15 protein-coding genes are annotated in these 20,758 nt (G+C 64.8%); 7 read left to right on the plus strand and 8 right to left on the minus strand.

Translation table 11 applies throughout. The features are described from left to right. Positions 1-260: 260 nt before the first annotated feature. Together J2X57_RS04665 and J2X57_RS04670 are read right to left on the minus strand one after the other, a co-directional pair. A complete protein-coding gene (locus tag J2X57_RS04665; RefSeq protein ID WP_309864411.1) occupies positions 261-1,877 on the minus strand; it encodes an NAD+ synthase in 1,617 nt (538 codons plus the stop codon). 60 nt (positions 1,878-1,937) lie between these two features. After that, positions 1,938-2,651 carry a M15 family metallopeptidase gene (locus tag J2X57_RS04670; protein ID WP_309864414.1) on the minus strand — a complete coding sequence of 238 codons (714 nt, stop codon included), beginning with the start codon at positions 2,649-2,651 and terminating at the stop codon, positions 1,938-1,940. Positions 2,652-2,720: 69 nt separating this feature from the next. On the opposite strand from J2X57_RS04670, the gene J2X57_RS04675 reads away from it, so the two are divergent. The 5 genes from J2X57_RS04675 (at position 2,721) to J2X57_RS04695 (ending at position 8,222) form a co-directional block, all read left to right on the plus strand. After that, the gene (locus J2X57_RS04675; protein WP_309864416.1) at positions 2,721-3,869 is read left to right on the plus strand and encodes a DUF819 family protein; all 1,149 of its coding nucleotides are present in this window, start codon (positions 2,721-2,723) and stop codon (positions 3,867-3,869) included. A 13-nt stretch (positions 3,870-3,882) separates the two neighbouring features. After that, positions 3,883-5,277 carry an SH3 domain-containing protein gene (locus J2X57_RS04680; RefSeq protein WP_309864418.1) on the plus strand — a complete coding sequence of 465 codons (1,395 nt, stop codon included), beginning with the start codon at positions 3,883-3,885 and terminating at the stop codon, positions 5,275-5,277. Positions 5,278-5,286: 9 nt separating this feature from the next. Next, positions 5,287-6,378: a dipeptide epimerase gene (locus tag J2X57_RS04685; RefSeq protein ID WP_309864420.1), complete on the plus strand. Its 1,092-nt coding sequence runs from the start codon at positions 5,287-5,289 to the stop codon at positions 6,376-6,378. A 12-nt stretch (positions 6,379-6,390) separates the two neighbouring features. Continuing rightward, the gene (locus J2X57_RS04690) at positions 6,391-7,146 is read left to right on the plus strand and encodes a L,D-transpeptidase family protein (protein ID WP_309864423.1); all 756 of its coding nucleotides are present in this window, start codon (positions 6,391-6,393) and stop codon (positions 7,144-7,146) included. 377 nt (positions 7,147-7,523) lie between these two features. Further along, positions 7,524-8,222, plus strand: a complete 699-nt coding sequence (locus tag J2X57_RS04695) for a reprolysin-like metallopeptidase (RefSeq protein ID WP_051943323.1) — start codon at positions 7,524-7,526, stop codon at positions 8,220-8,222. A gap of 177 nt (positions 8,223-8,399) precedes the next feature. Here J2X57_RS04695 and sucD read toward each other — a convergent pair whose 3' ends face one another. Continuing rightward, positions 8,400-9,272, minus strand: coding sequence for a succinate--CoA ligase subunit alpha (gene sucD / locus J2X57_RS04700; protein ID WP_043695705.1), 873 nt, complete (start codon positions 9,270-9,272; stop codon positions 8,400-8,402). A 13-nt stretch (positions 9,273-9,285) separates the two neighbouring features. Next, positions 9,286-10,446 carry an ADP-forming succinate--CoA ligase subunit beta gene (gene sucC, locus J2X57_RS04705; protein WP_036110570.1) on the minus strand — a complete coding sequence of 387 codons (1,161 nt, stop codon included), beginning with the start codon at positions 10,444-10,446 and terminating at the stop codon, positions 9,286-9,288. Between the two features lie 273 nt (positions 10,447-10,719). On the opposite strand from sucC, the gene J2X57_RS04710 reads away from it, so the two are divergent. Together J2X57_RS04710 and J2X57_RS04715 are read left to right on the plus strand one after the other, a co-directional pair. Continuing rightward, positions 10,720-12,363 carry an ATP-binding protein gene (locus J2X57_RS04710; protein WP_308847376.1) on the plus strand — a complete coding sequence of 548 codons (1,644 nt, stop codon included), beginning with the start codon at positions 10,720-10,722 and terminating at the stop codon, positions 12,361-12,363. A gap of 67 nt (positions 12,364-12,430) precedes the next feature. Then, entirely contained in the window at positions 12,431-13,837 is a 1,407-nt protein-coding gene (locus J2X57_RS04715; RefSeq protein WP_309864435.1) for a sigma-54 dependent transcriptional regulator, read from the plus strand. A gap of 491 nt (positions 13,838-14,328) precedes the next feature. Here J2X57_RS04715 and J2X57_RS04720 read toward each other — a convergent pair whose 3' ends face one another. From J2X57_RS04720 to J2X57_RS04735, 4 genes are all read right to left on the minus strand, one after another. Beyond that, entirely contained in the window at positions 14,329-15,891 is a 1,563-nt protein-coding gene (locus J2X57_RS04720) for a hybrid sensor histidine kinase/response regulator (protein WP_043695714.1), read from the minus strand. A 27-nt stretch (positions 15,892-15,918) separates the two neighbouring features. Beyond that, on the minus strand, positions 15,919-16,365 hold the full coding sequence (locus tag J2X57_RS04725; protein WP_036110558.1) for a response regulator: 447 nt from the start codon (positions 16,363-16,365) through the stop codon (positions 15,919-15,921). After that, on the minus strand, positions 16,362-18,158 hold the full coding sequence (locus J2X57_RS04730) for an ATP-binding protein (RefSeq protein WP_309864442.1): 1,797 nt from the start codon (positions 18,156-18,158) through the stop codon (positions 16,362-16,364). The genes J2X57_RS04725 and J2X57_RS04730 overlap by 4 nt, the downstream gene beginning before the upstream one ends. 235 nt (positions 18,159-18,393) lie before the next feature. Further along, a complete protein-coding gene (locus J2X57_RS04735; RefSeq protein ID WP_309864444.1) occupies positions 18,394-20,742 on the minus strand; it encodes a GH92 family glycosyl hydrolase in 2,349 nt (782 codons plus the stop codon). Between the last annotated feature and the right edge of the window lie 16 nt (positions 20,743-20,758).

The raw sequence follows: 20,758 nt of genomic DNA on the forward strand, positions 1-20,758 counted from the left end.
GGCCGGTCAGGGATGACCGGCCGTTTTCGGGGAGGCAGGGACAGCCGACTCGAAAACCCCCAGGCGAAGCCCGACCCGGCCGAAGGCCATTGATATACGGCCGCGGTAGCGGCCCTTCCTTGAGGGGTCGCCGAAGGCGTGGCCTCGAGGGTCACCCCCGCCGGCTCTCCAACGCGACACGACACACCGCGACAAAGCCGAACGCGATGGCGCCAGCCGAGCATTCAGCTCTTAGCTCTTAGCTCTTAGCTGTAAGTGACTCACCGCCACCCCGAAGTAATCGGATACCGCCGCTCGCGTCCGAAAGCCTTGGTCGTGACGCGCGGCCCCGGAGCCGCCTGACGGCGCTTGAACTCGTTGATGAAGACCATGCGGATCACGCGACGCACCGTGGCGTCGTCGTGGCCGGCGGCGATGATGTCTTCCGCCGAAGCCTCGCCCTCGATGAAGTGCTCGAGAATCGCATCGAGTTCATCGTACGGCGGCAGGGAATCCTGATCGGTCTGCTCATGGCGCAGTTCCGCCGACGGCGGACGCTCGATCACAGCCGCCGGAATGGCTCCGTCGATCGCCGAGCGCCACCGCGAAAGCGCGTAGACCACGGTCTTGTAGACGTCCTTCAGGGGCGCGTAGGCGCCGCACATGTCGCCGTACAGCGTGGCGTAGCCCACCGCCATCTCGCTCTTGTTGCCCGTGGACAGCAGGAGCTTGCCGGTCTTGTTCGACATCGCCATCAGCAGCACGCCGCGGGTTCGCGATTGCAGGTTTTCTTCCGTGATGTCGGGTTTGCGACCCTCGAACACCGGCGCCAGGGCGCCGGTAAAGGCCTCGTAGATGCCTTCGATGGGTAGCACGTGGTACTCGACGCCCATGTGCTCGGCCTGGGCCTTGGCTTCCCGCAGGGACAGGTCCGAGGTGTATTCGGTCGGCATCATGATGGCCGTGACCTTGTCCTTGCCCAGCGCATCGACCGCCATCGCGAGCGTCAGGGCGGAATCGATACCGCCCGACAGACCCAGCAACACACCGGAAAAATGGTTCTTGCCGATATAGTCGCGGATACCGCGGACGATACCGTCATACATCAGCGCCTCCGGCGAGCGGGTATCCGGCGCCGGCCAGTCCACGGCCGTGAGGCGACGCGTGGCGGTATCGAACTCCACCGTCAGCAGCATTTCCTCGAAGGAGGGAGCGCGCGCCGCGATCTCGCCATCGGCCTGCACCAGCAGCGAATGGCCGTCGAACAGCAGGTCGTCCTGACCACCGACGAGGTTTACGTAGGCGATCGGCAGCCCGGTCTCGCGGGCGCGGTCGCGCAGCAGTGCCTCCCGGGTCGCGGCCTGGCGCTTGTCCCACGGCGACGCGTTGATCACGAGGATCAGCTCCGCGCCAGCGCCGGCGAGGCGGCTGGCGGGGTCCGATTCCCAGATGTCCTCGCAGATCAGCATGCCGACCTGCACACCCTCGATCGCGAACACCCGCGTAGCGTCGCCATGCTGGAAATAGCGCTTCTCGTCGAACACGGTGTAATTGGGCAGCGCCTGCTTGTGGTACGTCCACTCCAGGGTGCCTTCGCGAATGAGCGACGCCGCGTTGTAAACCTCGCCCTGCGCATCCGGGTAGCCGACGACCGCCGAAATACCCGTGATGGCCGGCAGCAGGGCATGCAGTTCGCGATGGCAGGCTTCGAGGAAACTGGGACGCTGCAGCAGGTCCTCGGGCGGGTAGCCGGACAGCGTCAGCTCGGGGAAGGCGATCAGCGACGCGCCGAGGCGATCGCGCGCTTCATCGGCCAGCGCCTTGACCCGTCGCGCGTTGTCGGCGGTGGCACCGACGGGGAAATCGAACTGGGCCAGGGCGAAGCGAAAGGTGGACATCGGGAATCCGTGCGGTCGCGGGGACTGCCTATGATAAGCCACCGTCGCGCCGACGCGGGCTCATTGCACCGGTACGTCGTAGATCGTGTCGCCATCGGCCGCGCCGGAGAGGGTGAAATGCCACCACTCCTGCGGGTAATTGACGAACCCGCGCGCCGCCATGGCCTTCAGCAGGCGCTGGCGGTTCTCGTGCTGAAGCGGTGTGACGCGCGGATCGTCCGTATGCGCCAGCGGATCGAAGAAGTCGAAGTCCGTGCCCATGTCGAGCGGCGTGCAATGGACGCCCTCGCACCGCATCAGGGTGAGGTCGACCGTCGCGCCCTTGCTATGACCTGACACCGGAGCGATGTACTCGCCCAACAGCTGGTCCTTGCGCAGGGCGGGATAATGCGATGCCCTCGTGCGGGTATCCGACACATCGCCCGCCCAGCGGACGAAGGCCGCCACGGCGCGCGCCGGGCGATAGCAGTCCCACAGGCGCAGCCGGTAGCCCTGCGGGCGCAGATCGCTCTCCACCTGAGCAAGGGCCCGCGCTGCGCCGGTGCGCAGCAGGCAGGCCGGCGCGAGATAGCCCGGCACCGTGGCGCCGGTGAAATTGTCCGGGGCCGCGTACTTCATGTCTTCCGCGATATCCGGCGCCATCGTGCGGATATCCGTCAGCCCCGCGTCGGCGGGCGTACGCGCCGCGGACAGGTGCGGCGTGTCGGTCGCGACGGAGCGACCGCAGGTGAGCACCAGCGACAGCAGCAGGAGGGGCCAGGGCCGGATCGTCATGTGCCCATCTTGCCATGCCCATCGAGTCGCATTTGCTGACATCATGCCCCGTCGCCTGCGGAGAAACGCATGATCGAATCGGTTTGGCCCTATCTGGCCGTCATGCTGCTCGTCGCGGGCTTCTGGCCGGCGATCGAGCGACGGTTCGGCTGGAAGGTGTTCGAGGTCCTCCCGCCCATCGTGCTGACCTACCTCAGCGTCACCGCCCTGTCGGTCGCCGGACTCTGGTCGGCATCGCCCGGCATCCACGCCGCCCAGTCGGTCATCGTGGGGCACCTGGTTCCCGCCCTGCTCTTTCTTCTGATGATCGGCTGCGATCTGCGCGCGATCTTCCGCCTGGGTCCGCGGGTGCTCGGCGTGTTCGTCTGCACCTCGATCAGCCTGTTTATCGCCTTTATCGTGGCCTTCCTGCTGTTCCGTCACTGGCTGCCGGGCGATGGCTGGAAACCGCTGGCGTCTCTTTCGGGCAGCTGGGTGGGCGGAACGGCCAACCTCATCGCGGTGAAGCAGGCCATCGGCATGTCGGACACCTCACTGGCGACCGCGCTGCTCACCGATGCGCTCTGCTATTCGATGTGGGTGGTGGTGCTGTTCTCCGTTGCACGCCTGGCACCGGCGTTTAACCGCTGGACACGTGCGACCTCCAGTGCCGACCTCATCGTGACCGAAACCGCACCGCGTGCGCCGGCGACCATGGACGGCGTGCTGCTTTGGCTGGGCTTCGCGCTGCTGGTGGCGGCACTGGCCCCGGGCGTGGCCGCGCTACTCCCCGTGGGCAGCATGGTCTCCGCGACCACATGGACCATTCTCGTCGCGACGGTCGCCGGTCTGATCGTCGCGCATACGCCACTGGCACGCTTGCCCGGCGCACAAGCCGTGTCGAGCGCCCTGCTGATTTCCGTCGTCGCCGTGCTCGCCTCCCAAAGCAGCTTCGCCGGTATCGCCGCCGCGCCGATCTACCTGTTGTGCGGGGTCACGGTGATCGCGTTGCATGCCGTGCTCCTGTGCGCGGCGGCGCGCGTGTTCCACTTCGACCTGTATCTTTGCGGCATCTCCTCACTGGCACATATCGGCGGCGTGGCGGCCACACCGGTTCTGGCCGCGACGTATTCGCGCTCGCTGGTACCGGTCGGCATCCTGCTGGCGCTGCTGGGTTATATCCTTGGTACCGGCTTCGGCCTCGTCGTCGCGGCCGTGCTGTCCAGACTCGCTATCTGACCGGGATCCCCGCATGCCCCTGTTTCGCCATCGCCTGCTGTTCGCCGCCCTCCTCGCCGGATTTCCGGGGATGGCGTCGCTGGCGAGCCCACCACCGATCGTCGACACGGGCATCCCCGGCGTGACGGATGCCCAGCTCTCGCCAGACTGGTGGGTCGCACGGCTGCCGGACGCGGATCGCGTCGTCCTCGACGCGCCATCCATCGCGGCGCTGAACGATAAGCTGCGGCGCCTCGATCCCTCGATGCACGACATCCGCCACCTGCCACCGTCGCTGACGCGCGACCAGGTCATGGTCTGGATCGACAAGGTCTCTCAGCGCCCGGCCCGTGCGTTGTTCGACGCGAAAGGTCAGCCACTGCCGGCGACCGCCATCGATTCGATACTCGCCAACGATGCGACGAACGCCATTCCTTCGGAAGTGACACCGCGCTATGGCATGGCCGTGCGTCGCGCACCGCTACGCAGCCATGCCACCGATGCGCGCGTGTTCACGCAGCCCGTCGATACCGACATCGATCGATTCCAGGAAAGCGCGCTTTTCCCCGGCGACCCGGTCGTCGTCGTGCACAGCAGTGCCGATGGTCGCTGGGTGTTCGCGGTCAGCGCACGCTACGCGGCATGGACACCGGCCGAGGCGATCGCCTATGGGACGGCGGCGCAGGTATTTGCCCATGCCGACGCCACACCCTTCCGCGTCATCACCGGCGCCGCACCGCACACCGTGTTCACGCCCGAGGCACCCGCGCTCTCGGAGCTGCAGCTGGACATGGGCACGCGCATCCCGCTGGACACGTCGCTGTCGCCAGGCCAACCGGTCAACGGACAGCATCCGTATACTTCATGGGTGCTCAGCTTGCCGGTGCGCGACGCACAAGGCGCTCTGTCCTTCCGGCCCGCGCTGCTCCAGCGCAATCAGCCCTCCGAGGCCGACTATCTTCCGCTCACCCGCGCCAACGTGATTCGCCAGGCGTTTCGATTTCTCGGCGAGCGCTACGGCTGGGGGCATGATTTCAACGGCCGCGACTGCAGCGGATTCGTCTCCGACGTTTATCGCAGCATGGGCGTGCAGATGCCGCGCAACACGGGCGACCAGGCGTCGAGCCCGGGTCTTTCGCACACGGCATACACGTCGAAGGACGGTCACGATGCCCGCGTCGCCGCGGCGATGGCGCTTGAGGTCGGTGACCTCGTCTACATTCCTGGCCACGTGATGATGGTGATCGGTAAGGTCGACGGCCAGCCGTACGTGATTCACGACGTCGGCGGCATCAGCCTCCGTGATGGCACCACGAGCCTGCGTCGCATCAAACTCAACGAAGTATCGGTCACCCCACTGCTGCCGCTGATGTTCGACAAGGACACCAGCTTCGTCGATCGCATGACCAGCATCGTCCGCATCCGCTGAGGCCGTGCCATGAAGATCGTTGAGATCCGTCTGTCCATGCTTCGCGTTCCGCTACGCACACCGTTCCGTACGGCGCTTCGCGAGGTGGACAGCGTGGAGGACATCGTCGTGACGGTCCATACGGACGATGGCCACATTGGCTACGGCGAGGCGCCTCCGACGGCGGCGATCACCGGCGAGACGCATACGTCGATCATCGCAGCCGTACGTCGGCATATCGCGCCGCGTCTCATCGGCGAGGACATCGTCGATCTCAACCGCGTCGTCGGCCTCATTCAGAGCGCATTGGAAAAAAATACGAGCGCCAAGGCAGCCGCGGAGATCGCCATTTACGATCTCTGGGCGCAATACCACGGTGCACCGCTTTACCAGCTGCTCGGTGGCGGTCATCCACAGCTATCCACCGACCTGACCATCAGCGTGAACGACGTCGACACGATGGTCGCCGATGCACTGAGCGCCATCGCCCGTGGCTACACCTCGCTCAAGATCAAGATCGGCAAGAAGATCGACGACGATATCGTCCGGGTGCGGGCCATTCATACCGCCGTCGGCGAATCGGCGCTCTTGCGTCTCGACGCCAACCAGGGCTGGAGCGCCGCGGAAGCGGTGCGCGCGATTCGCCAGCTTGAAGACGCGGGCGTGCGCATGGAGCTGGTCGAACAACCTGTGAAAGCGCACGACCTCGAAGGCCTGCGACACGTCACGCGCCACGTCGATACGCCGATCATGGCGGATGAGAGTGCCTTCGGCCCGAAGGATCTGCTCGAACTCATCCGCCTGCGCGCCGCCGACATCGTCAACATCAAGCTGATGAAGACGGGCGGCATCTCCGGTGCACTGCGAATGGCGGATATCGCCACCATGCACGGTATGGAATGCATGATCGGCTGCATGCTCGAAAGCAGCATCAGCGTGGCGGCGGCCGTTCATGTGGCCGTTGCAAGATCCAACGTCATCACGAAGATCGACCTGGATGGACCCTCGCTGTGCACGTTCAATCCGGTGGACGGCGGCGTCGACTTCGATGAGTCGCACCTTTCCATACCGCCTCTTCCGGGCCTGGGCATTCGCTCGGTTCGCGGCCTCGAGCCTCTCTGAATGGTGATCCGCATGCGTCGCCTCCCTCGCTTTCTGCTTGTATCGCTTCTTCTTTCGATCATGGGGCTCGCCATCGCGTTCGAGGCGCCCGTGGCCTGGTCGGTATCGCGGCAAATGATCGTGGTCACCACGGAGAACTGGGACGCCACGCAGGGCATGCTGCGCCGTTTCGAACGCGAAGAAAGTGGCTGGCGGGCGGTCGGGTCGCCGGTACCGGTCACGATCGGCAAAGGTGGCAGCGCATGGGGCATGGGACTGCATCCGCCGCAGACCGACGGCCCAACGAAGGTCGAAGGCGACGGGCGCAGCCCGGCGGGGATATTCCGGATCGGCGAAGCTTTCGGTTACGCGGAACGAAACGGCACGGCGCTCCCCTACCGGGGGCTCACGGCGTCCGACTATTGCGTCGATGTCGACGGCTCGCCGTATTACAACCAGCTGGTCGATGAAAACAAGGTAGGCCATAGCGCGGTCGACGGGGCCACGGAGGCCATGCGGCGCGACCTGCACTTCAACGGCGACCACGCCTATCGCATCGGTTTCGTCATCGAGCACAACGCCGGGGGACGCAAGGGCGCGGGCAGCTGCATCTTCGCGCACCTGTGGAAGTCACCGACATCGCCGACCGCCGGATGCACGGCGATGACCGACGAAGCCATGGAAGGACTGCTCGCGTGGCTCGACCCGAAGAAGAAACCCGTGTTCGTGCTGCTGCCGCGAGGCGAATACGCGCGGCTTCGTGGCGCCTGGAATCTGCCGGTGCTCTAGGGCGCCAGGTGGTCACTCATTGACCAGCGAAACGCAAGTCGATGGTGGGAAAGACGAATCGTCGGTTATCCACACCCTTATGCAGATCGTATCCACATTCGCTGTGGATAAACGCGCTCTAGTCGCCGGGGCGGTGGGCAAAAAATAAGCAGCGCAACGCAACCGACTGTCACGCGACGGGTTTCCGGAGTTATGCACATGCTTATGCAGCGACTGTCCACACAGGCTGTGGATGAATCGCCATCGCCCCCGACTCTCGCTGTCAGCGAATGAAGCGATCCATGTGAGCACTTTGCCAGCGGCGTGCTTCGCCGACAGAAGAGCCCGTAACGAAAGGCTAAGCTGCCTGGCCTGTCTCTCCAGCACACGGAATCGTGATGACTGATACGCGCCGCCTCACCTGCCCGAACATGGCCTTCGCCCTCCTGCTGACCATGTCCCTGCCGGCGCTCGCTGCCGAAGGCGACGCCAGCGCGCCGATACCGCCTCGGCTCGACATCCATCTCTTCGTACACGATGACGTCCGGCACTACATGTCGCACGAACGGATACACGCCGGTTATGTCGCGTGGTGGCTTGCCGACATGAGCAAGGTCGTGCCGTTCGCGCGCATCCAGGTGCGTTACCTGCCGCCGGTCAACGGCGTTACCGACATTCCTTACATGCACGACGCCGCGCTGGGCGACTGGACCCACACCGTCATGGCCTGGGCCGACCGCGAGGGGATGACGCCCACCCATACGCGCAAGTTCCTCCTGATCACCCCCCAGGTACCGCAGCCAGGCGCGTCAGGCATTGCGTGGCAGGGTGGCAGCACGGCGATGGCATCGATCAACGGGCGTTACCGGGTGGTGGCTCACGAGCTGGGCCACCTGTTCGGCGCAGACCACGAGCATGGTGCGGTCAACTACACGGGAGGCTGGTGGTGCGAGAGCAACATGTATGCCTCATCCCTGAGCCTGCGCGGCAACTGCTACACCTATACGCCGGAGAACCAACGGCGCATGCGGAAGTACATCATCGAGAACCCCGGGGCGGACGTCGGGAGCCGACGAGGCCCGCTGGTCGCCGACTGACGCCCACTGATCAGGAAATGACCAACATGAGCTAACCGCTTGCCCACGTTGGGCATCCCCGACTTATGCACAGCGTTATGCAGGCGGTATCCACACACGCTGTGGATGAAATGCGCGCATAAAAAAACCGCGACCCGAAAGCCGCGGCTCTTTAGGCTCGCCGAAGCGAACCGGCTATTACTTCATCAGACCCGCGAGGGTCTTGCCGAGATCGGCCGGCGACTTGACCGTGGTCACGCCTGCCTTCTCGAGCGCGGCGAACTTGGCTTCCGCCGTGCCCTTGCCGCCCGAGATGATCGCACCGGCGTGGCCCATGCGCTTGCCCGGAGGTGCCGAGGCGCCCGCGATGAACGAGACGACCGGCTTCCTGACGTACTGGCTGATGAACTCAGCCGCGTCTTCTTCGGCGCTGCCACCGATTTCGCCGACCATGATGATGCCTTCGGTCTGCGGATCGTCCTGGAACAGCTTCAGGCAGTCGATGAAGTTCAGACCGTTGATCGGGTCGCCACCGATGCCGATGCAGGTGGACTGGCCGAGGCCTTCGTTCGTGGTCTGGAACACCGCTTCGTACGTGAGGGTGCCCGAGCGCGAGACGATACCGACCTTGCCCGGCTTGTGGATGTGGCCCGGCATGATGCCGATCTTGCACTCACCCGGGGTGATGACGCCCGGGCAGTTCGGACCGACGAGCACGACGTCCGGGTGCGACTTGAGCACGTTCTTCACGCGCATCATGTCGAGCACCGGAATGCCTTCCGTGATCGTGACGATGATCTTGATGCCACCGTCGATGGCTTCGAGGATCGAGTCGGCCGCGAACGGGGGCGGCACGAAGATGACCGAGGCGTCGGCACCGGTCTGGTCGACCGCGTCACGCACGGTGTTGAAGACCGGCAGACCGATGTGCTCCGAGCCACCCTTGCCCGGCGTGACACCGCCGACGACCTTGGTGCCGTAGTCGATCGCCTGTTCGGCGTGGAAGGTACCCTGCTGTCCGGTGAAACCCTGGACCAGGACCTTGGTGTTCTTGTTGATCAGGACGCTCATTAGAATTCGCTCCTCAGGCCGCTGCGGCCACGGCCTTGCGGGCCGCATCGTTGAGATCGTCGGCCGGCGTGATCGCCAGACCCGAGTTGGCCAGGAGTTCGCGACCCTTTTCGACGTTCGTGCCCTGCAGGCGCACGATCACCGGGATCTGCAGACCCACTTCCTTCACCGCGGCGATGATGCCTTCGGCGATCAGGTCGCAACGGACGATGCCGCCGAAGATGTTGACCAGGATGGCCTTCACCTTGTCGGAGGACAGGATCAGCTTGAACGCTTCGGAGACGCGCTCCTTCGTGGCGCCGCCGCCGACGTCGAGGAAGTTGGCCGGCTCGCCGCCTGCCAGCTTGATCACGTCCATCGTGGCCATGGCCAGACCGGCGCCGTTGACCATGCAGCCGATCGTGCCGTCCATCGTAACGTAGTTGAGGTTGTGCTGGACGGCGGCCGCTTCGGCGGCGTCTTCCTGCGTGAGGTCGCGCATGGCGGCCAGGTCGGCGTGACGGAACTCGGCGTTGTCGTCCGAGTTGACCTTGCCGTCGAGGGCGGCGAGGTTGCCGTCTTCGAGAATGGCGAGCGGGTTCAGCTCGACCAGGGCCAGGTCCTTCTCGTTGAACAGCTTGTACAGGCCAAGCATGATCTTGACGAGCTGACCGACCTGCTTCGGATTCAGGTCCATCTTGAACCCGAGATCGCGGCACTGGTACGGCTGCAGGCCTTCGACGAAATCGACCTGGAAGGTGTGGATGTCTTCCGGGGTTTCGGCGGCCACCTGCTCGATGTCCACGCCGCCGTGCTTGGAGGCGATGAAGGAGATCGACTTGGTGTCACGATCGGTGAGGATCGAGAGGTACAGTTCCTTCGCGATGTCGGTCGCGTCGGTGACCAGGACCAGGTTCACCGGCAGCGCACGGCCGGCGGACTGGTAGGTTTCCATGTTCGTGCCGAGCATGCCCTTGGCAGCGGCGCGCACGTCGTCGAGACTGCGGCAGAACTTGACGCCACCGGCCTTGCCGCGACCGCCGGCATGGATCTGGGCCTTGACCATCCACTGCGAACCACCAAGGTGCTTGGCGGCGTCGACAGCGGCATCGGGAGAGTTGGCAACCTTGCCCGGCGGCACGGCGATGCCGTACTTGGCGAACAGTTCTTTAGCCTGGTACTCGTGGAAATTCATTCGATACCTCGAGCGAACGGGAGAAACGTGTGAATGCATGCGGGCCGGGAGCGGCCTGCACGGAAGTGGGGGATGAATCGATCGATTGCGCCAAAATGACGCAATACGGCCGCGTATTTTCCCGGAAGGCGCCCCGGATGGAAAGAGGCGCCGCGACATTTCGTCGCTTTAAGGCCTTTTTCGCTGCTGGAACTGCGTGTTGCCCCGGGGTCGCCGCCGCCTATACTGGCGGTCATCGAGGCCCTGGGGGGCCACCGGCGGAGAACCACCCACGTGTCCACGCCCGCGCCGACCTTGGCCGCCCGCTCCCGTGCGGTGCAGACCACCGCACGCCACGAACTGTTCTTTTTCAACTACTTCCGGCTGGGCCAGGCGGCGGTCTACACCGCCCTGGCGTTCCGTCCGGAGCACATGAACTGGCCGGCGCTGCCGGAACCCGTCTTCGCCCGGGTGCTCGCGCTGGCCTACCTCTTCGCCGCCCTGATCATGGTCTCCCGGACCCGGGGCACGTTGCATCGCCCCGTCCTCATCGTCTCGATCGGTCTGACCCTGGATATCGCAGCCGCCTTGCTCGCCCTGGTGCTGATGCACGATGTCCGCATGGGCGTGGCGATGATGCTGGCCGTCAACATCGCGACGGGCGCGCTGCTGCTGCCCTTCCGGCTGTCGATGTTCTTCGCCGCGCTGGCCACCCTGGGCATGCTCGGCCATTCCCTGTTCGACCTGGAAGCCGCCGCCAGCTCGGACCGCGAGCTGGTGGAGTACGCGCTGTTCGGCGCCGCCTATTTCGCCTGCGCATCGCTGTGCTATGTGTTGGGGCGCAACATCCGCGCGTCGGAAGCCCTGGCCGAACAACGTGGCATCGATCTGGCCAACCTGTCCCAGGTCAACGAACTGATCATCCGTCGCATGAAGACCGGCGTGCTGCTGGTCGACGAAGGCAACCGGATCCATCAGCTCAACGAGTCGGCATGGATGCTGATGGGCAATCCTTCGGCGGAGCAGCGCGACCTGGGGAGTCTGGCGCCCGAGCTGTCGCGACGCCTGTACCACTGGCGCACGTCCGGCAAGCTGGACGAGAGCGCGACCATGCTGGCCGATGGCACCCCCGAGGTGATTCCGCGCTTTTCCCGCCTGGCGCCCAATGACGACTCGCACGTCCTGATTTTCCTCGACGATACGTCGCTGGTGTCGCGCCGCGCCGAGGAACTCACCCTCAGCTCGCTCGGCCGGCTGTCGGCTTCGATCGCCCATGAGATCCGTAACCCGTTGGCGGCGATCCACTATTCGGCGCAGCTGCTGGCCGAATCCACGGACATGAACGACACCGACCTGCGTATGGTGGAGATCATCAACAACCACTGCTCGCGCCTCAACGAGATCATCGAGAACATCCTCCAGCTGTCACGGCGCGAGCGCTCCCGGCCGGAAACCCTGGACCTGAGCCAGTGGGTGCATCACTTCGTGACCGAGTACCGGCAAGGCAACGATCTGGGCGCGGACATCCTGCGCGCGGTGTCCGGCAGTGAGCCGGTCGCCGCCGTCGCTGACCCCCAGCACCTGCAGCAGGTCATCTGGAACCTGGTCCAGAACGCGCTGCGCTACGGCCGCCTGCCCGGCGAGCCGGCGCGCGTGATGCTGGTGGCGCGCCATTCCGAAGCCGGAATTCCCATCCTCGAGGTGATCGATCGCGGCCCGGGCATCCCGCCGAAGGTGGCGGCCCAGATCTTCGAGCCGTTCTTCACCACCCACGAATACGGCACCGGGCTTGGTTTGTACCTGGCGCGCCAGATGACCGAAGCCAACCAGGCCGCGCTGGAATATGTGCGGGTCGCAGGGGGTGGCAGCTGCTTCCGGATCAGCCTGACGCCGCCGGCGCGTACCGCCGCCTCGGTCCCCCTGGCGGCCCGCGCGTGAACGCCGCGCTTTGCGCAGGCCGCCCGGGCGGTTACATTTGTCCCCATTACCGAACCTTTCGGATCCAATGAGCAAGCAGTCCGTACTGGTCATCGACGACGAGCGGGATATCCGCGAGTTGCTGACCATCACCCTTGGTCGAATGGAACTCGACGTGGACGCTGTGGGCAGCGTCACCGAAGCGCGGAATGCGCTGGCCTCCCGTCGCTACGACCTCTGCTTCACGGACATGCGCCTGCCCGACGGCAGCGGCCAGGAGATCATCGAACTGATCGCCGCCAGCCACCCGGACATGCCGGTGGCGATGATCACCGCCTACGGCAACGTCGACGCGGCGGTGAACGCGCTGAAGGCGGGCGCGTTCGATTTCGTCTCCAAGCCGGTCGACATCCATCTGCTGCGTCGTCTGGTGCGAACCGCGCTGCGTCTTTCCGAGGAGCGCAAGTCGGAAGCCGGTGCCAGGGGCGTGCCCGGTGCCGATCGCCTGATCGGCGATTCGCCGGTGATGGTCGAAGTCCGCGGCAAGATCGCCAAGCTGGCCCGCAATCAGGCACCGGTCTACATTGGTGGCGAATCGGGCGTCGGCAAGGAACTGGTCGCGCGCCTGATCCACGAACTGGGTCCGCGTGCGGCCGGCGCCTTCGTGCCGGTTAACTGCGGCGCCATTCCTTCCGAACTGATGGAAAGCGAGTTTTTCGGTCACCGCAAGGGCAGTTTCACGGGCGCTCACGCCGACAAGGAAGGCCTGTTCCAGGCCGCCCAGGGCGGCACGCTGTTCCTCGACGAAGTCGCCGAGCTGCCCCTGCACATGCAGGTGAAGCTGCTGCGCGCCATCCAGGAAAAAGCGGTACGCCCCATCGGCGGACGCGACGAGATCCCGGTCGACGTGCGCATTCTGTCCGCCACGCACAAGAACCTGGCGGGGCTGGTCGAGCAGGGCCTGTTCCGACAGGATCTGTTCTATCGCATCAACGTCATCGAACTGCGCGTGCCGCCTCTGCGCGAGCGTCGCGGCGACGTGCCGAAGCTGGCCGAGTTCGTGTTGAAGCAGCTCGCCTTAGAATCCGGCGGCGGCGCCCCGGGCCGCCTGCAGCCCGATGCGCTTGCCGCGCTGGAGGCGTACCAGTTTCCCGGTAACGTCCGCGAACTCGAGAACATCCTCGAGCGCGCGATGGCGATGTGCGAAGGCGATATCATCGAGGCGGATGATCTGATGTTGCCGCAGCGTGTGGCGGTGCCAGCGCCTGCTACCGCCGATCCGGCCGTTCCAGCCAACGGCGCGGCCGCTGTCGTGGCGCCAAGAGCGGCAAGCGGTGCAGACGGATCGCTCGAAGACTTCATCTCGAACATCGAGCGCGACACCATCATCAAGGCACTCGAAGAGTCGCGCTACAACAAGACCGCGACGGCAAAGAAGCTCGGCATTACCTTCCGCGCGCTGCGCTACAAGCTCAAGAAGCTCGGGATCGACTGACCGGCGATCAGCCGGGACGCGAAGCGCGTCCCGGCCTCTTGCGCGTTCGGAGCCACGCCTGCCAGGCGACGTAGCCGCGGCGGCAGGCAAGCGTCAGCCCCCAATAGAACACCACCGCCATCAAGGCATTGAGTACGAGCCATCCGAAAAGTGGCCAGGCTCTATGGAACTCGAGCTCCGGCGACGGAAGTCCAAGCCATGGAGTGATAAAGAGCGGGACGCCCATCGCTCCCCGCACGATGTCGAAGTGGATTCCTTCGACACACCGGGGAGAGTCACACGACGTTTGCCAGAGAAGCACCGACACAGCGAGCACCAGGTGCAGCAGGGATCCTGCGGTGAACCATGCGATACGCGTGCGACAAGCCATCCTCCGCTGAATGGCTCTCGCTTTCTTGTGTGTGTCCCAGTACATCAGGCACCCCGGAGAATTAATGGGTGCCCACGTTACTTAGCGACAGAAGCCCGCGATATGGAAGGATTCTGAAAAATCAGCCTGATTTCGCTTCGCTCGCCTCAAGCGCCTCGCGCACCTTGCGCAGCAACGCCCTGGACTGGATCGGCTTATCCAGCACGTACAGATGATCCAGCTGGGGCAGTTCGTCGAGGTTCGGCGGTGAATCCGGGCGCGCGAGCAGCAGTACCGCGCGACTGTAACCGTGCTCGAGCAAGGCGGCCAGCGTGCGCACGCCGGTGAACAGGTTCATGTCCGCGTCCATGACGACCAGGTCGGGAACACCGTGCGCTTCGATCCACTGCAATGCCGCCGTACCACTCTGGCTCGCGCCAGCCTGGTAGCCATAAGCGTCCAGCGTGTCGACCAGCAGCGACAACTGCACCGCCTCTTCGACGACGACCAGCACGCGCTCGGCTTCGCCCTGAAGCGACGCGTCCATGATCGACGCCGGCGCCGAATCTTCCTCGTCGCTGCTCAGCGGCAGGTAAAGATGAAACTGTGTGCCCTCACCCAGAACACTGCGAACGCGCATGAGGCCGCCGTGGCTGGCGACGATGCGCTTGCATGACAGCAGGCCCAGACCCGTTCCGCTTTCCTTAGTGGTGAAGAACGGCTCGAACAGGCGCGCGAGCACTTCCGGCGGCATGCCCAGACCGGTGTCGATCACGGACAGGCGCAGGTAACGACCTGGAAGCGGCTGTTCACCCTCGAGGAAGAAATCATCCGCGAGGTTGGCTTGCGCCGTCTCTATGCGCAGCGTGCCGCCGGCGGGCATCGCCTGGAAGGCGTTGAGGCTGAGATTGAGCAGGCACTGCTGCAACTCGGTATGGTTGCCCTCGAAGGTCACATCCGGATCGAAGACCTCCACGCTCATCTGCACCGTGCGCGGCACGCTACCCTGAAGCAGCAGCTTCAGCGCATCGAGCAAGGCGCCCAGGCGAACCTGCTCCGCACGACGCGCGCCGCGCGCGAACGACAACATCGACGACACCATCTCGAGCCCGCGTCGGCCGCAATCGCGAACCAGCGTACCCAGACGCGCGAGGCGCGGATCGTCGGCGTAATCCTCAAGCGTGTCACCCGCAAGCAACAGCGGCTGCAGAAGATTGCGAAGATCGTGACTCAGGCCACCCGCCAGCAACGCGAGGCTCTCGAAGCGCTGGGCGCGAATCAGTTCCTGTTCGGCACGTGCACGGGCACGCTTCTCTTCACCCTCGCGCAGCGCGCGGCGCACCGCCGACGCGAGGCGCGCCGTATTGTGTTTGAGGATGTAGTCGGTCGCGCCGTTGCGCAGTGCCTCGATAGCCGCCTCTTCACCCAGCGTCGCCGAGATGAAGATGAAGGGAGTCGCGACGTCGCGCTCGCGCAACAGCTGTAGCGCACGCTCGCCGCTGAAAACGGGCAGGCTCAGGTCGGAAAGGACGATGTCCGGATGGAAGTCATCCAGCCCGGCGATGAACGCGGCCTCCTCGTCGACAAGGAGCACCTCGTAATCGAGTCCGTCCTGCTCCAGTTCGGACAGGATGAGCTCGGCATCGAACTCATTGTCCTCGACCTGAAGGATGCGCACCTTGTTGTTCTTGCCCTGCCCGCCCATGTCAGTCGCTCGGCTCGTTGGTGGGAATCACTCGCCTTCCGGGCGCTGGTTCAGCACCGCCCAGAAGTGGCCGAGGGTCTGCACGGCCGTGAAGAACTGCTGTACGTCCACGGGCTTGAGCACGTAGGCGTTGACTCCGAGATCCCAGCTGCGGGCAAGATCGCTCTCTTCGCGCGACGACGAGAGGATCACCACCGGCAGACGCTTCCACTTTTCCTCGGCACGGAGCTCCTTCAACACTTCGAGGCCATCTTTGCGCGGCATCTTGATGTCGAGCAGGATCACCGACGGATCGCCCTCCGGGCGATTCGCGTACGGACCGCGGCGGTGCAGCCAGTCGAGGCAGTCGACGCCATCCTCGACGTGCACCACGGGATTGGCGAGCTTGGCCTCACGCAGCGCATCGATGGCCATCTCGGCATCGGCCATCGAGTCTTCGACGATGAGGATCGTGCGCAGGTCGCGCTGATTCATGAGTCACCTGTCTGGGCACCCGGAACGTCGGATACCGGCAATGAAAAATGGAAAGTGGCGCCGCGATCGGTTTCCCCCTCGGCCCACGTCCGCCCACCATGGCGCGCGATGATGCGTCGCACATTGGCCAGGCCGATACCGTTGCCCGGGAACTCCGAGGCACGATGCAGGCGCTGGAAAACGCCGAACAACTTGGTCGCATACTGCATGTCGAAACCGGCGCCGTTGTCGCGAACGGTGAATTCGTAATCGCCCGCGGACGTCCGCTCCAGCGTGACCTCGATGATCGCGCGCTCGCGGTTACCCGTGTATTTGACGGCGTTGCCCAGCAGGTTCTGCCAGACCGTGCGCAGCATATTCTCGTCACCGACGACGATCGGCATCGGCGCGATGCGCCATTCGATCTGACGGTCGCGCGCTTCGGTTTCGACCAGTGCGCGCGCCTCCTCCACCAGCGACTGCATGTCGACCGGTTGCAGGCGCAACGCGCCACGGCCGAGGCGGGAGAACACCAGCAGGTCGTCGATCAGCTGCGCCATGCGCCGTGACGAACTGCTGATCACGTCGATGTAATGCTTGACGCGATCGTCCGACCGGTCGGCCAGGTGAGCCTCGAGCTTTCCGGCGAAGCCGGCGATGTGACGCAAAGGCGCGCGCAGATCGTGCGATACCGAGTAGCTGAAGGCCTCCAGTTCGCGGTTGACGTCGGAGACCTGCTCGACCTTGCCTTCGAGCTGGCGATTGAGCTCGCTCACCTTCTGCTCGACCAGCGCGCGTGCCGTGATGTCGCTGACGGTCAGCAGTACCGCCGGGGCATCGCTATCCGATTCTTCGATGCGACGGGCGTTGATGACGACGAAGCGATCGATGCCATCGACCGTGCGCTGGGTCAGCTCGTAATCCCACAGCTCGCGATCGCGCGCCACCACGTCGTTCAGGCGCTGCAGCAGCGAGGTATCGCTCCATGCGCCTTCACCGATCTCGTTGAGGGGCGGATTCTTGTCGCTCTCGGTATCGAAGCCGTACAGCTCGGCAAACGCGTTGTTTACCAGCAGCGTACGAAGCGACGCGTCCAGCATGGCGATCGGCTCGCGTACCGCCTGGACGATCAGCTGCGAGCGATGCACGGCGCCCGAGGCCTTGGATTCCGCTTTCAGACGGATCGCGATCTGGCGCTCGGAGACGACCACGACGATCGCCAGCAGGGCGATCTGCGCCAGCGACGCGATCAGCAGCACCGTGCGGTTGTCCGTGGCCGAATCGACCGCCTGGCCTCGACGCTGCTCCAGCAGGGCCGACTCCTCCGAAAGCAGATCGATCACCGTCTGCCGGATGGGGAAGAGGATCCTGAGGTCTTCCATCGTCTTGAAGGCGCCATCGCGGTCGCCCGCCTTCAGCTGCTGCAAGGCCTTTTCACTGAGCGAGGCGCGACTATTCGCGGTCGCCTCGAGGCCACCCAGGCGCATGAGCTGCTCGGGATTGTCGGCCATCATCGTACGCAGTTCGGCGATGAGGCCGGGCACCAGCTTGCGGGTGGCCAAAACGCGTTCTTCCAGCGCCTGATCGGGCGGCGCCCCGGCGACGAGGCTGTAAGCCGCCGCTTCGCTACCGCGCAGGATCGCATCGGCGCGGTAGACGTTGGCCTTGATCTCAGCGGTATGGGTGACCCAGTCACGCGTGGTCAGCGCGGCATCCGAACTCGACCGGTTGACGACGTAGGGCAGCGCGACGATGACCAGCACGGCCGCGAGCAAGCCCGCGATCCGCCAGCGCGCTCCGATCCTTACCATCATGTTGCCGTCATCCCCACAACGATACCTGCCCTGTTAAGGGCACGATTATAGACGCGGGATGTCTTGATTCGCTGACGGAACACGGCACGACCCCTGAAACACGAGGACGGGCGCGCCATTCCTCACTGCCTGCCGGAACCGGCAGGAGAGATGAGGAATGGCGCACCCGTCCTTATGGAGGTCTGCTTTTTGCCCAAAAAGCCGTGAAGACATCGTGAGCGCAGTCGTTACAGTCTCAGGGTGCCGCATCGCTCATGGAATAAGGCGCCGAGGCCGGACCCTGCCCCCAATCCTTCGCCGGCTCGGCCTGCATGCTGAAGTGCAGCTCGCCACCGGCGACGATCTCTTCGTGGCGGATGAACGTCCGGTCCAGCGGCTTGCCGTCCAGCGTGACCTTGCCCACGTACGGATGCTTCGCATCCAGGTGGTCGGCCGAGACCGTGAAGTGCTTGCCACCCGGCAGATTCAGCGTGGCCTTCTCGACGAACGGCCGACCGATGACGTACTGGTTGCTGCCTGGCGCCACCGGATAGAACCCCAGCGAGCTGAAGATGTACCAGGCCGACATCTGCCCCAGGTCGTCGTTGCCGACCAGGCCGGTCGGCGTCGGTGAGTACTGGGTCTTCATGATCTGGACGAGGCGCTCCTGGGTTTTCCAGGGCTGACCCGCGTAGTCGTAGAGGTAAGCGACCTGATGGCTCGGCTCGTTGCCGTGAGCGTACCAGCCGATCAGGCCGGTGATGTCTTCCACGTGCGCGAACGACTTGGGATCGACCTTGGCGTCGAATACCGAGTCCAGCTTCCTGACGAAGGCGTCGTTGCCGCCCAGCGCGTCGATCAGGCCCTTGACGTCCTGCGGCACGTACCACGAGTACTGCCACGCGTTGCCTTCGGTGTAATCGCTGCCATAGGCGGCCGACGACGGGTCAAACGGCTCGCGGAAACCGCCGTCGCTCTTGCGGGCGCGAAGGAAGCCGGTCTTCGTATCGAAGCTGTTCTTCCAGTTGCCGGCACGCTTCATGAAGGTCGCGGCGACATCGTCCTTACCCATGGCCTTGGCCATCCGTGCCAGCGACCAGTCGTCAAACGCGTATTCGACCGTCTTGGACGCCGCCTCCGGTTGCCGATCGATGGGCACGTAACCGAGCTTCATGTAGTCGTCGATGCCGCCATACGGCCCGTACGTGGCGCTGGCCACCATGGCCTCGAGCGCCTTATCCGGGTCGTAGCCACGGATGCCCTTCATATACGCATCGGCAATGACCGGTACGGCGTGATAGCCGACCATGCACCAGGTTTCCATGCCCTGGTAGGCCCAGATGGGCAGGATGCCGAAGGGGCTCGACTCGCGCGAGGCGATCAGTGAACTGACGAACTGGCTGCTCATGTCGGGGCGCAGAAGCGTGATCAGCGGCTGCTGGGCGCGATAGACGTCCCATAGCGACCAGGTCGAATAGAAATCGAAGCCCCTGGCCGTGTGAACCTGGTTGTCCGGGCCGCGGTACTCGCCGTTGACGTCCATCGACAGGCTTGGCGAGATCATCGAGTGGTACAGCGCGGTATAGAACATCCTGCGACTCTCGGCCGGCGCCTTGACGTCCACCGTGGACAGCACCTTCTCCCACGACTGGCGGGCCTCCACGCGGCGGGCATCGAAGTCGAAACCTTCACCGTCCTTATCGAGGTTGGCCACGGCGTTGTCTTCGCTGACGGAGGAAACGGCCACCTTGACGATCAGCGGCTTGCCGAGGTCGCCGAAGTCGAACACGCCCTCGAGCGCACGTCCGGTCATGGCGTCTGCGTCTTCCGCCCGGTTACCCGGACCACCGAAGCCCCGGTACGGCACGTTCTCTTCGCGGTTCTTCAGGCTGCGCGACGTCATCGGCTGGTTGAAACGCATCGCGAAATACAGCTGACGACCGGGAGCCCAACCCCGCGTGGTCCGGCCGCCGGTGACGGTGCCGTCCTTACGCACGCGAACCGACGACCACAGCACCTTGCCGTCGTAGTCGTAGATGCTGGGACGCAGGTCGAGCAGCAGATGGGCCGGCTTGCCCTTAGGGAACGTGTACCGATGCCAGCCCACCCGTGAGCCGGCGGTCAGCTCGGCACGAACGCCATAGTCGGCCAGCGTGACGGCGTAGTAACCTGCCTCGGCTTTCTCGCTCTTGTGGTCGAAACGCGAGCGATAGCCGCTGCCGGGCTGGTCGGGGGAACCGGGATCCAGCTTGACGTCGCCGGCGATGGGCATGACGAGCACGTCGCCCAGATCGGAATGGCCGCTGCCGGAGAAGTGCGTATGGGAAAAACCCAGAATGCTCGAGTCGCCGTACTGATAGCCGGCCGCCCATTTGTAGGCGTGCTTGAAATCGGGCATCGCCGTGTCCGGCGAGAGCTGGATCATGCCGAAAGGCACGGTCGCACCGGGGAACGTATGACCGTCGCCACCCGTGCCGATCGTGGGGTCGACGGCCTCGAAGGCACCGGACGGTTTGTCCGCGGTGGCCGCGAAGGCGAGGGCCGGCAGGGCCAGGGCGAGGGCGGCGGACAGCAGGCCGCGGCGCAGACAGGTGGAGCTCGGCATCGATGGTTCCCCTCAG

It is taken from the genome of Luteibacter sp. 1214 (genome assembly GCF_031455395.1).
Taxonomy (GTDB): Bacteria; Pseudomonadota; Gammaproteobacteria; order Xanthomonadales; family Rhodanobacteraceae; genus Luteibacter; species Luteibacter mycovicinus.

Coding starts and splice junctions, on each gene's coding strand:
- J2X57_RS04665 (WP_309864411.1), bottom strand. CDS start 1,877: ATGTCCACCTTTCGCTTCGCCCTGGCCCAGTTCGATTTCCCCGTCGGT.
- J2X57_RS04670 (WP_309864414.1), bottom strand. CDS start 2,651: ATGACGATCCGGCCCTGGCCCCTCCTGCTGCTGTCGCTGGTGCTCACC.
- J2X57_RS04675 (WP_309864416.1), top strand. CDS start 2,721: ATGATCGAATCGGTTTGGCCCTATCTGGCCGTCATGCTGCTCGTCGCG.
- J2X57_RS04680 (WP_309864418.1), top strand. CDS start 3,883: ATGCCCCTGTTTCGCCATCGCCTGCTGTTCGCCGCCCTCCTCGCCGGA.
- J2X57_RS04685 (WP_309864420.1), top strand. CDS start 5,287: ATGAAGATCGTTGAGATCCGTCTGTCCATGCTTCGCGTTCCGCTACGC.
- J2X57_RS04690 (WP_309864423.1), top strand. CDS start 6,391: ATGCGTCGCCTCCCTCGCTTTCTGCTTGTATCGCTTCTTCTTTCGATC.
- J2X57_RS04695 (WP_051943323.1), top strand. CDS start 7,524: ATGACTGATACGCGCCGCCTCACCTGCCCGAACATGGCCTTCGCCCTC.
- sucD (WP_043695705.1), bottom strand. CDS start 9,272: ATGAGCGTCCTGATCAACAAGAACACCAAGGTCCTGGTCCAGGGTTTC.
- sucC (WP_036110570.1), bottom strand. CDS start 10,446: ATGAATTTCCACGAGTACCAGGCTAAAGAACTGTTCGCCAAGTACGGC.
- J2X57_RS04715 (WP_309864435.1), top strand. CDS start 12,431: ATGAGCAAGCAGTCCGTACTGGTCATCGACGACGAGCGGGATATCCGC.
- J2X57_RS04720 (WP_043695714.1), bottom strand. CDS start 15,891: ATGGGCGGGCAGGGCAAGAACAACAAGGTGCGCATCCTTCAGGTCGAG.
- J2X57_RS04725 (WP_036110558.1), bottom strand. CDS start 16,365: ATGAATCAGCGCGACCTGCGCACGATCCTCATCGTCGAAGACTCGATG.
- J2X57_RS04730 (WP_309864442.1), bottom strand. CDS start 18,158: ATGATGGTAAGGATCGGAGCGCGCTGGCGGATCGCGGGCTTGCTCGCG.
- J2X57_RS04735 (WP_309864444.1), bottom strand. CDS start 20,742: ATGCCGAGCTCCACCTGTCTGCGCCGCGGCCTGCTGTCCGCCGCCCTC.